Below are 14,794 nucleotides of genomic sequence, written 5' to 3' on the forward strand. Positions count from 1 at the left end.
CCTGTGCCGGTCGGCGGGTCCCTGTGCCAGTCGGCGGGCTCCCGTTTCAGTCGGCGGGTTCCCGTATCCCTCGGCGGGCGGGCGCAGACCCGCCGGCGGTGACGGGGACCCGCCGAGGCGGAGCTCGCGCGCTCAGCTCGGCTCGAAGGTCCCCGTGCCCAGCGGCGGGTTCCTGCGGTGCTCGGCGGGTCCCCGTGCCCGGCGGCGGGTTCCCGCGCCGGCCGGCGGGTCCCCGTGCCCGGCGGCGGACGGGCGCTCACCCGCCGGCGACGACGGGGACCCGCCAGGGCCGGGCGCGCCGCCCGCGCACGGTATCGTCGTCCGTCGACATCGAGCACGGTCGGCACGGCGCAGGAGGGGACGAACGGTGGACGAGACAGCAGCCCCAGCCCCCGAGGCCGCAGCCCCCGGTGGCCCCCTCACCCGCGACGACGTGCGCGACGTGTGGGAGGCGGACCCGACCTGGGCTCTCCTCCGCAGCACGAACAGCCGCTGGGTCGTCCCCCTCTTCTCCGAGCACCTCGAGCAGGCCGAGGGCCCGGTCTCGGCCGATTGGTTCCACCAGCGCGTCGCCGACGCCCTCGAGCAGAACGCGGCCGAGCACGCACGAAGCGGCGGCGCCGAACAGGGCCGAGCCGAGGAGGCGCCGCCCGCGCCGGCCCCGGACGGCCCCGCAGCCGAGATGCGCGCCACCCCGGCGGACTACTGCCGCAGCTGGGTCGACGCCCGGTGGCTGGTCCGCACCCGCGCCTCCTCGGCGGACACGGCCCGTGCCGAGTACCGTCTGTCGCCGCACGCGCTGCGGGCGCTGCGCATCGTGCGCGAGCTCGTCGAGGCGGACAACGCCGTCAGCGAGGCACGGCTCGGCAGCATCGCGAACGCGGTCCGGCAGCTGGCCGGTCTCGCCGACCCGAGCGTCGAGTCGCAGCTGGGCCGCATCGACGCGCAGCTGGCCGACCTGCAGCGTCGTCGCGACCGGATCGAGCAGCACGGCACCGAGCCGGTCCCCCTCGACGCGCTGAGCCGTCAGCTGCACGAGGTCGTCCGGCTGACGGCTTCCCTGCCCGCCGACTTCCGTCAGCTGAGCGCGATGGTCGAGCAGCGGCACCGCGAGGTCGCCCGCCGTGCCGCGAGCGAGGACCTCGGCAAGGGAGCGCTCGTCGACCAGTACCTCCGCGAGAACGACCTGCTCGAGCAGACGCCCGAGGGGCGGGCCTACCGCGGCTTCGCGCAGATGCTGTCGTCGAGCGAGATCGACCAGATGCGTGCCGACATCGAGACGGTCCTCGCCCAGCCGGACGCGGCCTCCCAGATCGGCGAGCGCCAGCGCGCCCAGCTCGAGCAGCTCATCTCGTCGCTGCTCGCCGAGGAGCAGGCTGTGCAGGAGACCTACGGCCGCTGGACGTCGTCGCTCCGCCGGTTCCTCAGCCGGTCGGGCGCCGACCGGCACCAGCGGCTGCTCGCCCTCGCCGACCGCGCCCTCGACGCCGGGGCTGCCTGGGCCGAGCAGCGGCCGGGAGCCGCCGTGCTGCCGGCCGACGTGCTGGGCCTCGGCCCGCTCGACGCCGTCGACCTCACGCAGCTGCAGCTCTGGAGCGAGCGCGGCCGGCCCACCGTGGACGTGCAGGTCACCGAGGGCGACCTGGCCCTGCCCGAGGCCGACCGCGTCGCCCTGCGCCTCACCGCCGGCACGAGCCCCGCCGCCGTCGCGGGCACGCTCGACCGGCTCCTCGCCGAGCGTGCCGAGGTGTCGAGCACCGACGTGTGGCTCGCCACCGAGCCCGAGTTCCGCCGCCTCGGCCTCGTGCTGAGCATGCTCGACCTCGCCGTCGACCGGGGCCTCGTCACCGACGACCGCGAGTCCGTCGTGCTCACCGCCGACGAGGGAGGCACGGGCCGCGAGGTCGTGCTGCCCCGCCTCGTCTTCACCCGCTCCGCTGATGCCGAGGCCGACGACGCCGACGCTGCTTCCGCACTGCACCTCCAGGGAGACCCCTCATGACCGATGCCCCCGTCGACACGACGCCCGAGGTCGAGGACGCCGCACCGGACGCCGGCGCAGGCGATGCCACCGGTGACGCCGCTGCCGTCGACGTCCTCGCCGCCCCCGGCACGCTCCCCCTCGCCGGCCGTCGTGCGCTCGTCACCCTGCTGACCCACCGCTTCGTCTCGCGGGCGAGGCAGAAGGAGGCGTGGGCCGGCCTCCTGGCGCACGAGGCCGACATCCGCGCCCGCCTGTCCGAGCTGTTCCTCGACCTCGAGGTCGACCACGGGCACGAGGTCGCGTTCAAGCGCCAGTCGGGCGGCGACGACGCCCCCGTGCTGCTGCGCCGCGAGAAGCCGCTGTCGCGCGACGCGTCGTTCCTGCTCGTCTTCCTGCGGCGCGAGCACGCGTACACCGACGGTGACGACGAGGCCGTCGTCGTCTCGCGCGACCAGGTCGCCGAGTTCCTCGGCCGGTTCCACGACGACACCGGTCGCGACGAGGTGCGGGCCGACCGCCGCGTCGACGCCGCGATCGCCGCGATGGTGTCCCGCGACCTGCTCGAGCCCGAGCCCGACGACCCGCAGCTCTTCACCGTCTCGCCCGCGATCGTCCCCTTGGTCAGGCCCGAGCAGCTGGCCCACCTCGAGCAGGTGTACCTCGACGCCGCAGGAGGCGCGGGTCCCGACGTCGAGGTCGGTCCGGACCTCGACGAGGCGGAGCCGGCTGCGGAGGCGGAGTCCGACGCAGATGCCGACGAGGCTGACGAGGCTGACACCGACCCCGACGAGCCCGACGCCGACCAGCACGCCCCCGACCCCACGGCGGTCGCGCTCGACCTCGACCTCCCGCTCGACCTCCCCCGCGACACGGAAGCAGACCCGGCATGACCCCCGCCTCCCCCGCCGACGCGACCACTGCCTCCTCGGCTGCCCCGGCTGCCCCGGCCGCCGCGAACGCAACCACACCCGCACTCGCCTCCGGCGTCACGACCGACACCGCTCCCGAGACCCCCGCGCTCGACGTCGACGTCGCCCCCGACGACGCCCCCGACCTCGGGATGTTCCACTCGGGCCAGTACCGCATCGAGCTCGTGCAGCTGCTCAACTGGGGCAGCTACGCCGGCCTGCACCGCATGCCCGTCGGACGCGGCGGCATCGCGATCCTCGGCCCGACCGGGCGGGGCAAGTCGACCGTGCTCGACGCGATGAGCGCCGTGATCATGCCGAACCCGCAGGAGTTCAACCGCGCTGCCCGCGACGACTCCCGCCAGCGCTCCGAGCGCACCGTCTACAGCTACGCCCGCGGCAAGACCGACGAGGTGCGCGACGCTGCCTCCGACCAGACGACGACGCGGTTCCTCCGCCCGCTCGGCGAGGCGTTCGCGAGCGGCTCGGCCATCACCTGGAGCACCGAGCTCGGCGAGACCCTCACCGCCGTGCGTCTCGCCTGGATCGGTCCCGAGACCTCGAGCCAGGACGAGGTCACCCAGTCGACCGTCTACCTGCTCGTCCGCGGCCGCTTCGACCTCAGCCGCCTGACCGAGGCGCGCCGCGACCCCACCAGCACCTCGCCGTTGACGAAGAGCTCGCTCAGCCGCCTCGTCGACCCGGCGCACGACCTCGTGACCTACTCGCAGCCCGAGCTGCGCGTCCGGCTCTGCGGCGTGCTCGGCATCGGCGGCAGCGACGAGTCGCAGCTCAAGGCGCTGACGCTGCTGCGTCGCGCCCAGGCGTCGAAGGGCGTCTTCTCGATCGACGAGCTGTTCACGCAGTTCGTGCTGACGCAGCCGAAGGCGCTGTCGCGCTGGGAGACGACGCTGGCGACCTACCGCGAGGCCTCGCAGCTCTACGACGTCTTCGAGACGACCCGCAAGAAGCTCGAGGTGCTCGAGCCCGTGCCGGCCCTCGCCGAGCAGTGGCAGGCCGCGGGCGACGACGCGACGGCCAAGCGCCGGCTGCTGGCCGAGGGCGACGAGCCCGGCGCCGAGCCGAGCCGCCTGCGCGTCTGGCTGGCCGGCAAGGTCGGCGACTGGGTGGGCGGCGAGGTCGACCGTGTCCAGCTCGCGAAGCGCGAGGCGACCGAGACGAGGAGGCGCGCGGCCGACGACGAGGAGGTCGCGCTCCGTGCCCGTGAGCAGGCCCTCGCGCAGATCGCCGACCTCGGCGGCGACCCCTCGCACTCGCTCCGCGAGCAGGTGCGCTGGGCCGAGGACGCGCTCACCCGCGTCGAGGCGCAGCACCGGCGCTTCGCCGCGCCCCTGGAGGGCGTCGGCGAGGCCGTGCCGACCTCGGCCGACGAGCTCGAGGCCCTGCGCGGTCGCGCGTCCTCGCTCGCCGCCGAGGAGAAGTCCGCCCGCCGCGAGCACGACGAGCTGCGCGGCGAGCTCGCCGCCCGGATCGCCGAGACGCGTCGCGCGGTGGGCGAGCGCCAGCGCCAGAAGGAGTCGTTCGAGCGCCGCCGCAGCAACGTCCCCGACGAGGCCGTCGAGCGTCGCCGCCGCATCGCGGACGGCACGGGCGTCCCCGTCTCGCGTCTGCCCTACGCGGGCGAGCTGATGGAGGTCGCCCCCGAGCACCGCGACTGGAGCACCGCGGTCGAGCGGGTCCTCGGCGAGCTGGCCACGCACCTCCTCGTCGACGCGGACGACTTCGGGGCGGTGCGCCGTTTCGTCGACGCCGAGGACATGCGCGGCCGCGTCACCCTCGTGCCCGCGACCCCCGGTCTCACGCCGCGCCTGACGGCGATCGCCCGCACGGTGCCGTCGATGCTCGTGCTCGACGAGGCGAGCCCGTTCCGCGGCTGGCTGCACGACGAGCTCGTCGCCGAGCGGAGCGTGCTCTGCGTCGAGGGCGCCGACGACCTCGACGCGCCGCTGCCCGACGGCGCACGCGGGGCCGTGACCCGGGCGGGCCTCCGCACAGGAGGCGGTCGTCGCGTCACGAAGGACGACCGTCGGATCCGCTCGTGGATCGGCCTCGACAACGCCGCCCGCGTCGCCGAGCTGAGCGAGGAGATCGACGAACTGACCCGCTCGCTCGACGCCGCGCGTGCCGAATGGGACGCGGCGGAGACCGTCGCCGGTGCCCGACGCCGCGTGGTCGAGACGATCGAGCGTGCCGTGGAGACGAACTGGTCGGACGTCGACGCCGGCCCGGCTCGCGCCCGACTCGACGACCTGCGCGGCCAGCTCGAGCGGGTCGCCCTCGAGCGTCCCGAGGTCGCCACGCTGCAGGCCGCCGCCGCCGAGCACGACGAGGCCCGGCTCGAGGCGGTCCGCCGCGGGGCCGAGGTGCAGCAGGTCCTCGACCAGCTCGAGCAGACGCACGCGACCCTCGTCGACATCGAGGACGCGTTCAGCGACGCCCTGCACGGCGCCGACCCGCTCGACGACCACGAGCGCGCGCTGCTCAGCACGCTCCCGTTCACCGCTCCGCGCGAGGCCGCCGACGTCGAGCGGTCGCGTCGTGACGCCGCGGCGCAGCTGCGGGCGCAGATCGACGCCCACGACCGAGAGCGGGGCCAGCACGAGCTGACCCTCGAGCTCGTCTTCGCGCGCTACCTCGAGCTCGACCGCAACGCCGGGATCGACGCGACGATCGACAGCCTGCCTGCCGTGCTCGCGATCCACCGCGGGCTCGTCGACGACGACCTGCCGCACGCCAAGGAGAGCTGGCTCGAGAAGGCCGGCAGCGACATGGGCGACAGCCTCCGCGCGCTGCTCGTCCAGATCGAGGAGGACGGCCACGTCATCCGGCGCGGCGTCCGCCCCATCTCGGAGGCGCTCCGCGCGATCGAGTTCCGTGAGGGCTCGACGCTGGACATCGAGCCGCGTCCCGTGTCGAACAGCGACCTGGCCGACTTCCGGCGCACCCTGCGCGAGCACCTGGGCGACGCGCGCGGGTCGGTGCGCGGTGCCGGGCCTGACGCAGACGCGGGCTCGAGCGCAGGAGGCGCTGGCCCGGCCGGCGCGTCCGTCCCGTCTCGGGAACCGGCCGAGGTCGAGCGACGGTTCCTCCGCCTCCGGCGCGACCTCGCCCACCTCGAGGAGCGCTCGAAGGTCGGCGACGCGTGGCGGCGGCGGGTGCTCGACGCGCGAGAGCACTTCCAGTTCCGGGCGATCGAGACGCGGGCCGACGGCACGCAGATCGTGCACGAGGGCGTCGCCGGCAAGTCGGGCGGCGAGGGCCAGGAGCTGATCGCGTTCGTGCTCGGCGCCGCCCTGCGGTTCCGGCTCGGCGACGGCACCGACCGGGTGCCGACCTACGCGCCGATCGTGCTCGACGAGGGCTTCGTCAAGGCGGACACGGAGTACACCGGCCGCGCCCTGTCGGCCCTGCGCTCGCTCGGGTTCCAGCTCGTCGTGGGGGCTCCCCGCGACAAGGTCGCCGCCTTCGAGCAGCACGTCGAGAGCGTGGCGTACATCTCGAGCGACCCGACCCGCCCCGAGCTCTCGCGCATCTGGCCGCTCACGATCCGTGAGGCGATGGAGGTCGAGCGCCACGGCCTCGACCCGGCCGCGCTCGGCTAGCCCCCGCCAGCCCCCCGCCAGCTCTGCGCAGAACGAGCAGTCGCGCGACACGTGCCGGGCCCGAACCTGTGGGTCCGGTATGCTCTTCCCGGCTACTCGCGCACATATCCTCACTTTTACCGACCCTACGTAGCCAGTACCGCGGAGTCCTCCTTGCACCTGAACGACCTCACTCGCAGCCGTGCCGTCGGCCTGTCGATCGTGATCCCCGTCCACAACAGCGCCACGGTCCTCGCCCGGACGGTGGAGCGCTGGCTCGACCGCCTCACCAGCGGCCACACCGAGATCATCCTGGTCGAGAACGGCTCGACCGACATCACCTGGGCCCTCGCGCAGGAGCTCGCGCGGGACAACGCCCACGTGACGTTCCAGGTGACGCAGTCGGAGAAGGGGATGGGCAACGCGCTCCGCACCGGGATCCACCTGTCCCAGGGCGAGCGCGTCCTCCTCACGGCCGACGACCTCCCCTTCGACTTCGCCGACGTCGACGCCGCCGAGCAGCTCGACCCCCAGCCCGACATCGTGATCGGCTCGAAGGCGCACCCCTCCTCCGAGGTCAACCGCCACGTGCACCGTCACGTGTACACCTACGGCTACCGGATGTTCCGTCGCACGGTGCTCGGGTCCAGGGTCGGCGACTCGCAGGGCACGATCATCGCGGACGGCGAGTGGCTGCGACGCAACGTCTCGCACTTCGACGAGCCGGGGTTCCTCTTCACGACCCAGCTCATCTTCGCGGCCGAGCTTCAGGGGGCGCGCATCGTCGAGGTGCCCGTCGTCCTGTCGGTGGACCACTCACCGAAGCCCTCGTCCGTGCGCTTCTCCGACGCCTGGGACATGGGCGTCGGACTCCTCCGGCTCCGTCGCCGTCGTGCGGAGCTCAGCGTGCAGCCCTCGGCCGTCGAGGCCGCCGCGTGACGCGGTCCACCGTCCACGACGCCCCCGCGACCACCGAGCCCGACGCCGCTGACGCCGACGCGATCGAGGCGGGGCGTGGCACCGCGACGACGCCCCGTCACCAGTCGGGCGTCACGGGACGTCGCCGCGCCCGCCCCGACGCCCCTGCCGGCACCCCCGGGCTCGCGCAGCTCGCCCTGACCTGGCTCCGCAGCCACCTCGGCATCGCCGTGCTCTCCGCGGCGCTGCTCGGCCTGATGGAGGTCTGGGGCAAGCAGGCGAACGGCTACCTCGCAGGCTGGGGCGACCACTTCGTGCTCTCGCCGGAGGGCCTCAGCTGGGCCATCCCCGGGGCCTTCGAGAACGACTGGTTCATGGAGTCGTCCCCGCAGCCGCACTGGTTCTTCGACTCCGTCACGTACCTCGGCCAGGTCACGGGGCACCTGTCGTCGTTCTACGCCGTGTTCTGGGGCGTGGGCCTCCTCGCCTTCGGGGCCGCGACCGCACTGATGGCCGTCAAGGTCGCTCCGAAGGCCGCCCTGGCCGTCGCCGTCGGCTTCACCCTCCTGACGTCGCAGACACCCTGGATGATCGGCGGCACCGGCTCGCTGGTCATCCCCCAGGCGCTCCCTGCCGTGGCGAGCGGCAGCCTGGTCTACCTGACCCTCGCCGCCCTCGTCACGGGCCATCGACGCATCGCCGCGGCCGTGGCGGTGCTGACCGCCGTCGTGCACGTGCAGCAGGGCGCCGTGGTGGTCATCATCCTCGTCGCCTTCACCCTGACGGACGTCCTCCGCACCCGCCGCGTCGACCGTGTCCTCGCCGGCTCGATCGTGGGCGCCGTCGCGATCGTCGTCTTCGGCCTCGTGCTGCGGCCGGTCGCCTCCAACCTCGACGACTTCGTCGAGATCTGCGACACGGTGATCCCCTACCACTGCGCGGCCCACCTCTGGTCGGCGGGCGAGATCCGCAGCACCGTCGGCCTCATCGGGCTCGCCGTGCTGTCCGCCTTCGTGCTCACCCGTCGTGCCCGGATCGGCTGGCTCGTGACCGTCGGGCTGGCCATCACGGGGTACGCGCTCGGCTTCGCGGCCGACGCCCTGAGCATCCCGGTGCTCGGGCAGCTCGCCCAGGGGGTCAACGTCTACCGCCTCGGGACCGTGCTGCTGCCGTTCGCGATCTGGGGTGCTCTCCTGCCCCTCCTGCACCCTGTCTGGTCGAAGGGGGCGATCGCTCGCCTCGTCGTCTGGGCCGCGTCGTTCATGTTGTTGCTCTCGAGCCCGTTCTGGTACCTCGGCGGCGCGAACACGAGCCCCTGGTTCATCGCGGCCCTGGTCGTGCTGACGGCGTCCGCGTACCTCGTGAGCCGCTTCGGCACGCGCCTGACCCGCCCGTTCGTGACGGGCCTCTCGGTGTTCCTGGTCGGGTCGCTCTTCGTCTTCGTCTCCGCCGGCACGGGGATGCTCGCCATCAGCGCGCCGGACTTCCGGTTCCAGAAGGAGCCCCTGCTCGGCCAGTGGGGCGACCAGGTCAGGGCCGCCGTCCCCGCGGGGGACGTCATCGTGACGTCGCCCCGCAACGACTGGATGAAGCTCATCACGCAGCGAGCGGTGGTCGCCGACTGCAAGGACGTCCCCTACGGCGGCGAGCCCTGGCGCGAGTGGAAGGAGCGGATCGGCGACATGGGCGGCATCGCCCAGTGCGTGGCTCCTGGTCCGTTGCTCTTCAACGACCTGACGGCGCCGCAGGTGATCGCCATCGCCGACGAGTACGACTCCGACTTCATCGCCCTCGACCCGGCCGTCACCGGCACCGCTGCGGACCTGGTCGATCTCGGCTGGGAGCCCGTCGTCCAGCCCGTCGACGTGTACGGCATCGTCGTCTACGAGCGCGGCAGCTGACCCGCTGATCGACGCCGGTGCCGGTGCCGGTACCGGTGACCGCCGTCAGACGTCGCGGGTGGACGGGCCCGTGTAGTCCGCGAGGAACCCCTTCGGCAGCGGGCCCTTGATGCGCCGGCCGGACTGCGACTCCTCCCAGGCGTGCGCGAGGATGCCGACCGAGCGGGACAGCACGAAGAGGCCGCGCGCGAGCTCCGGCTCGATGCCGAGCTCGCCGTAGACGACGGCCGAGACGCCGTCGATGTTCATCGGCACGTTCTTGGACGCGAGCTCGTCCTCGATCGCGAGGGCGGCCGCGAGGTGCTTGCCCGCCACGACGCCGTCGTCGCGTGCCCGCTCGACGAGCGTCAGCAACGGGTCCCGACGAGGATCCCGCGGGTGCCACCGGTGGCCGAAGCCCGGCACGAACGCGCCCCGCGCCTTGTGCGAGGCGACGAGGGAGGCGGCGAGCTCGTCCAGGGGACGCCCCGCACCCAGCCCGTCAGCCCCGCCAGCCGAACCGGAGCCCGAGCCCGAGTCGGAACCCTCGTGCGCCGCGACCATCTCGTTCAGCAGTGCGACGCACTGCTGACCCGCGCCTCCGTGGGTGTCGCCCAGCACGTTGACCCCGTTCGCGACGGCCGAGTTCAGGCCGACGCCCGAGGTCGCCGCCATGCGCGCGCTCGCGATCGAGGGCGCCTGCGGTCCGTGGTCGACGCTCGCCACGAGGGCGGCCTCGAGCAGGGCGGCCTGCTCCGGGGAGGGCAGCTCGCCGCGGGTCATCAGCCACACCGTGCTGATGAAGTCGACGGTTCCGATCAGCTGCTGCACCGGGTAGCCGCGCAGCTCGATGACACCGGGCTCGATCTTCGTGATCGCGGTCGACCACCACGCCGTCGTCGACGCGAGACGCGCCTCGAGCCGAGCGTTCTCGGCCCGGGCGGCGGCCAGCTGCTCCTCGAGCGAACCAGCGGCGGCACCGGCACCGGCAGCAGCACCAGCACCCGCACCCGCACCCGCACCCGCACCCGCCCCGACCGCGCTCACACCGCACCTCCCTCGTGCAGCGCCCGGATCTCGTCGGCGTCGTACCCGAGCTCGGCCAGCACCTCGTCCGTGTGCTCCCCGAGCAGGGGCGGCGACACGGTGGGCCTGCCCGGCACCCCGTCGATGCGGATCCCGTGCCCCATGACGCGCAACGGCTCGTCGCCGGCGACTCCCCCGGGGAACGGCAGCGAGTGCACCAGCTCGCGGTCGCGCACCTGCGGGCTGTCGAGCATCTCGGCGACGGTGAGCACGGCGGCGGCCGGAACGCCCGCGTCGCTCAGCGCTTCCTCCCACGAGAGGGCGGACCGCGAGGCGAGAGCCGCCTCGAGCTCGGCGGTGAGCGCCGCTCGGTGCGTCTTGCGCGCCTCCCGCTCGGCGAACCGCGGGTCGGCGACGAGGTCGGGGCGACCGACGACGCCGCAGAGCAGCTCGAACTGCTCCTGCTTGTTGGCCGCGATGTTGAGGGCGCCGTCGCCCGTCGCAAAGGTGCCCGACGGGGCGGCCGTGCCGTTGTCGTTGCCGAGCGGACGCGGCTCGGTGCCCGCGACGAGGTGGTTCGAGACGACCCAGCCCATCGCGGTCGCGGCCGTCTCGAGCATCGAGACGTCGATCACCGAGCCGACACCGGTCCGTTCCCGCCCGAGCAGGGCCGACGAGATGGCGAAGGCGGCCGCGAGCCCGCCGAGCGTGTCCGCGATCGGGTACCCGGCCCGCAGCGGTGCGGTGTCGGGGGTGCCGGTGACGCTCATCATCCCCGAGCTGCCCTGGATGATCTGGTCGTAGGCCGGCTTCGCGCGCAGCGGCCCGGTCTGTCCGAAGCCCGAGATCGCGGCGTAGACGAGCCGTGGGTTGATCACGCGGAGCGCGTCCCAGCCGAAGCCGAGCCGCTCGAGCACCCCGGGCCGGAAGTTCTCGAGCAGCACGTCCGACTCCGCGACCGCCCGGCGGAGCACCTCTACGCCTCCCTCGGTCTTGAGGTCGACCGTCAGCGAGCGCTTCTGGGCGTTCTGCGCCAGGAACGAGATGCCGAGGAGGCGCCCGTTCAGCTCTGCAGACGCACCGAGCTGGCGGGCCAGGTCGCCGCCCCTCGGCGTCTCCACCTTGATGACGTCCGCTCCGAGCAGCGCCAGCTGGTAGGCCGCGTAGGGCCCGGCGAGCACGTTCGTCATGTCGAGCACGCGGATCCCCTCGAGCGGGCGGGGTCCCGGCACTGCGGCACCGGGCGCCCCGGCCGCGGGAGCAGGTCCGGCGGCAGTCCCCTCGGCAGGTCCAGCTCCCGTGGGTCCGTCGATCACGCGTTCTCCTTCTCTCGGGCGTCGAGCGCATCGGCGGCGCCGCCGCGCGCAGCCCGACGCCTCGCGCGGATCTTCGTGAACGCGGCTCCCGCGACGGCGATCACCAGCACGACGTACAGCGTCACCGTGATCCCGCTCGACACGAGGATCGACGGGTCGCCCTCGCTGACGAGCAGCGCCCGGCGGAACTCCGTCTCGGCGAGCGGCCCGAGGATGATCGCGATCAGCATCGGCGCGACCGGCAGCCCGTAGCGGCGCATCAGGAACCCGATCAGCCCGATCACGGTGACGAGCGCCAGGTCGAGGATCTTGCTGCTCGTCGCGTAGACGCCGAGCATCGCGAAGACGGTGATGCCCGCGTAGAGGTAGTGGCGCGGCACCTTCAGCAGCTTGGCCCAGAGCGGCGCGAACGGCAGGTTGAGGATGAGCAGCACCACCATGCCGACGAAGAAGCTCGCGAGCAGGGCCCAGACGAGGTCCGGTGCGCGGTCGAACAGCAGCGGGCCGGGCTGCAGGCCGTACTGGCGGAACGCGGCCAGCAGGATCGCCGCGGTGGCCGACGTGGGGAGGCCGAGCGCCAACAGCGCGCCCATCGCGGTGCCGGCGGTCGCGTTGCCGGCCGCCTCCGGACCGGCGACGCCCTGGATGGCGCCGCGACCGAACATCGGCGACTTCCGGCGAGCGTCGAGCCGCTTCTCGGTGCCGTAGGCCAGGAACGTCGGCACCTCGGCGCCGCCGACCGGGATGATGCCGAACGGGATGCCGATCGCGGTGCCCCGCAGCCAGGCGGGCGCGGCGAGCCGCAGCTCGCGCCGCGACAGCCAGAGGCGACCGGTCGAGCGCAGCAGCTGGGTCTCGTCGCGCGAGCCGCGGCGAGCGGCGACGCTGAACACCTCGCCGAGGGCGAGGAGGCCGACCGTGATCACGACGATGTCGATGCCGTCGAACAGCTCGGGCACGCCGGCCGTGAAGCGCGAGGCGCCCGAGATGCCGTCGATGCCGACCACCGAGATCGCCAGGCCGATCGCGAGGGCGCCGAGGCCCCGGACGACCGACTCGGTCACGACCGCCGAGATCGCCACGAAGGCGAACACGGCCAGCGCGAGGTACTCGGCCGGCCCGAACAGGGTGGCCAGCTCGGCGAGCCGCGGCGCGAAGAAGACCACGAGGATCGACGCGACGATGCCGCCGATGAACGCTCCGATCGCCGAGGTGGCGAGCGCCTGGGCGGCCCGGCCGCTCGTGGCCATCTTGTGGCCCTCGATCGTGCCGGCGATCGCCGTGCTGTTGCCCGGAGTGTTCATCAGGATGCCTGAGATCGAGTCGCCGAACAGGCCGCCGAAGAGCACCCCGGCGAACATGATGAAGGCGCCGATCGGGTCGAGCGAGAAGGTGACCGGCAGGAGGAGCGCGACGGCCATCGCCGAGCCGAGGCCGGGCAGCACGCCCACCGCGGTCCCGAGCAGGGCGCCGATGAGCACCCAGAGCATGTTGATCGGCGTGAGGACGGTGGCGAAGCCGTCGCCGAGGTTCGCGAGCGACTCCATCAGAGGATCCCTCCCAGGACGCCCGGAGGCAGGTTGAGGCCGAGACCGGCCGAGAAGGCGAGCTGCACGATCGACGAGATCGCGAGCGACAGGGGGATGTCGAACAGGGGCCGCTGGCTTCCTAGCGCCCGGGCGACGCCCCAGAACAGCAGGGCGCCCGAGAGCAGCCAGCCGAGCGGGGTGAGCGCCGCGATGAACACGACGACGGTCAGCAGGGCGCCGAGCAGCGCACGGTGGTTGCTCGTCGGGCGGAGGGCCTGCGGTTCCCCCTCCTCGTCGAGCACGAGGTCGTCGTCGGGCTGGCCGGGGGCCGCGGGCTGCGCGACCTCGACGCTCTCCGACTCGGGCTTTCGCAGCACGTCGACCGCGAGCAGCACGGCGAGCACGATCACCAGGGCGGCGATCAGCGAGGGGAAGACCTGCGGGCCGGGCGAGGCCGTGTTGGCGGGCACCTCCATCGTCACCGTGCCGACCACCAGGCCGAGCCCGATGAGGAGCATCAGCGCCGGGACGATCAGCCCGGTGCGGCGGCGCCAGAAGCCGTCGGCGACGACCACGGCGCGACGAGTGACCGAGACGGTCCGGATGACGCCGCTCACAGGCCCAGCTCCTCGATGATCGCGTCCACACGGGCTTGGTCCTCGGCGATGAACTCGACGAAGTCGTCGCCGGTCACCACCGCCGGCTCCCACGAGTTGCGGCGGAGGGTGTCCTGCCACTCGTCGGAGGCGACCATCTCGTCGATGATCGCGACGAGCTCGTCCCGCTCGGCGGTCGTGATGCCCGCCGGGGCGACGATGCCGCGCCAGTTGGGCAGGTTCACGTCGATGCCCTGCTCGATGAAGGTGGGGGCGTCGATCCCGTCGACGGGCTCCTCGGCCGAGAGGGCGAGGGCGCGCAGGTTGCCGGCCTCGATCTGGTCGCTGAACTCGTTGTAGCCGCTGACGCCGATCTCGACCGTGCCCGAGAGCAGCGCGGTGAGGACCTCGCCGCCGCCCGGGTACGAGACGTAGTTGATGTCGCCGGGGTCGACGCCGACCTCGCGGGCGAACAACCCCGCGAGGAGGTGGTCGGTGCCGCCCAGCCCGCCGCCGCCGATCGCGTGGCTGGAGGGCGCCTCCTGCCAGGCCTCGACGAAGTCGTCGATGGTCTCGTAGGGCGAGTCCTCGGGAACGATGAAGACCTCGTAGTCCTCGGCGAGCTTGGCGATCGGCGTCGTGTCCTCGAGGTTCACGCTCGACCCCTGCACCGTGATGGCGCCCTCCATGACCGTGCCGGTCATCATCAGGTTCGTCGGGTCGGGGTCGAAGTCGGCGAACTGGGTCAGGCCGATGGTGCCGCCCGCGCCGGGCACGTTGACCACCTGGACGTTGTTCACGATGGAGGCGGCCCGCAGCGCCTGCTGCGCCTCCCGGGCCGCGAGGTCCCAGCCCCCGCCGGGCGCGGCCGGGGCCATCACCGTCAGCTTGGCTCTCGGATCGGCTCCCGCGGTGCCGTCCCCGGCGTCCACGGCGGCGAAGCCGACGAGCGCGGCGGTGACGGCGACGCCGACTCCCCCGAGCAGGCGGCGCCGCGTCTTGTCGTTCGGTCTGGCCACGTTCACTCCCTTGTGA

Annotated in this window: 10 protein-coding genes; 5 read left to right on the forward strand and 5 right to left on the reverse strand. The window is 73.3% G+C overall.

The window, feature by feature from the left end; all coding sequences use genetic code 11:
* The first annotated feature begins 367 nt into the window (after nt 1-367).
* From ACZZ97_RS07935 to ACZZ97_RS07955, 5 genes are all read left to right on the forward strand, one after another.
* Complete coding sequence (locus ACZZ97_RS07935) at nt 368-2,002, forward strand: DUF3375 family protein (RefSeq protein ID WP_463472798.1); 1,635 nt, start codon at nt 368-370, stop codon at nt 2,000-2,002.
* Nucleotides 1,999-2,874 carry a DUF4194 domain-containing protein gene (locus ACZZ97_RS07940; RefSeq protein ID WP_314104591.1) on the forward strand — a complete coding sequence of 292 codons (876 nt, stop codon included), beginning with the start codon at nt 1,999-2,001 and terminating at the stop codon, nt 2,872-2,874. The genes ACZZ97_RS07935 and ACZZ97_RS07940 overlap by 4 nt, the downstream gene beginning before the upstream one ends.
* Nucleotides 2,871-6,515 carry an ATP-binding protein gene (locus ACZZ97_RS07945; protein WP_463472799.1) on the forward strand — a complete coding sequence of 1,215 codons (3,645 nt, stop codon included), beginning with the start codon at nt 2,871-2,873 and terminating at the stop codon, nt 6,513-6,515. The genes ACZZ97_RS07940 and ACZZ97_RS07945 overlap by 4 nt, the downstream gene beginning before the upstream one ends.
* Nucleotides 6,516-6,668: 153 nt before the next feature.
* On the forward strand, nt 6,669-7,433 hold the full coding sequence (locus tag ACZZ97_RS07950; protein ID WP_314102514.1) for a glycosyltransferase family 2 protein: 765 nt from the start codon (nt 6,669-6,671) through the stop codon (nt 7,431-7,433).
* Nucleotides 7,430-9,313 carry a DUF6798 domain-containing protein gene (locus ACZZ97_RS07955; protein WP_314102512.1) on the forward strand — a complete coding sequence of 628 codons (1,884 nt, stop codon included), beginning with the start codon at nt 7,430-7,432 and terminating at the stop codon, nt 9,311-9,313. Before ACZZ97_RS07950 ends, ACZZ97_RS07955 begins: the two co-directional genes overlap by 4 nt.
* Nucleotides 9,314-9,358: 45 nt before the next feature.
* Here the strand turns inward: ACZZ97_RS07955 and ACZZ97_RS07960 are convergent, their stop codons facing one another.
* From ACZZ97_RS07960 to ACZZ97_RS07980, 5 genes are all read right to left on the reverse strand, one after another.
* Nucleotides 9,359-10,339 (reverse strand): citryl-CoA lyase, encoded by a 981-nt coding sequence (locus ACZZ97_RS07960; protein WP_463472800.1) that lies wholly within the window; start codon nt 10,337-10,339, stop codon nt 9,359-9,361.
* Nucleotides 10,336-11,550 carry a CaiB/BaiF CoA transferase family protein gene (locus ACZZ97_RS07965; protein WP_463473778.1) on the reverse strand — a complete coding sequence of 405 codons (1,215 nt, stop codon included), beginning with the start codon at nt 11,548-11,550 and terminating at the stop codon, nt 10,336-10,338. The genes ACZZ97_RS07960 and ACZZ97_RS07965 overlap by 4 nt, the downstream gene beginning before the upstream one ends.
* Before the next feature lie 80 nt (nt 11,551-11,630).
* Nucleotides 11,631-13,181, reverse strand: coding sequence for a tripartite tricarboxylate transporter permease (locus tag ACZZ97_RS07970; protein ID WP_463472801.1), 1,551 nt, complete (start codon nt 13,179-13,181; stop codon nt 11,631-11,633).
* Nucleotides 13,181-13,780 (reverse strand): tripartite tricarboxylate transporter TctB family protein, encoded by a 600-nt coding sequence (locus ACZZ97_RS07975; protein WP_314102508.1) that lies wholly within the window; start codon nt 13,778-13,780, stop codon nt 13,181-13,183. The genes ACZZ97_RS07970 and ACZZ97_RS07975 overlap by 1 nt, the downstream gene beginning before the upstream one ends.
* On the reverse strand, nt 13,777-14,778 hold the full coding sequence (locus ACZZ97_RS07980; protein ID WP_463472802.1) for a Bug family tripartite tricarboxylate transporter substrate binding protein: 1,002 nt from the start codon (nt 14,776-14,778) through the stop codon (nt 13,777-13,779). The genes ACZZ97_RS07975 and ACZZ97_RS07980 overlap by 4 nt, the downstream gene beginning before the upstream one ends.
* Nucleotides 14,779-14,794: the final 16 nt, after the last annotated feature.

The sequence above is a fragment of the Frigoribacterium sp. AC512 genome (genome assembly GCF_979258295.1).

Bases quoted from the DNA above. Each gene is read 5' to 3' on its own strand.
- ACZZ97_RS07970 (WP_463472801.1), bottom strand. From the start codon at position 13,181: ATGGAGTCGCTCGCGAACCTCGGCGACGGCTTCGCCACCGTCCTCACG.
- ACZZ97_RS07945 (WP_463472799.1), top strand. From the start codon at position 2,871: ATGACCCCCGCCTCCCCCGCCGACGCGACCACTGCCTCCTCGGCTGCC.
- ACZZ97_RS07940 (WP_314104591.1), top strand. From the start codon at position 1,999: ATGACCGATGCCCCCGTCGACACGACGCCCGAGGTCGAGGACGCCGCA.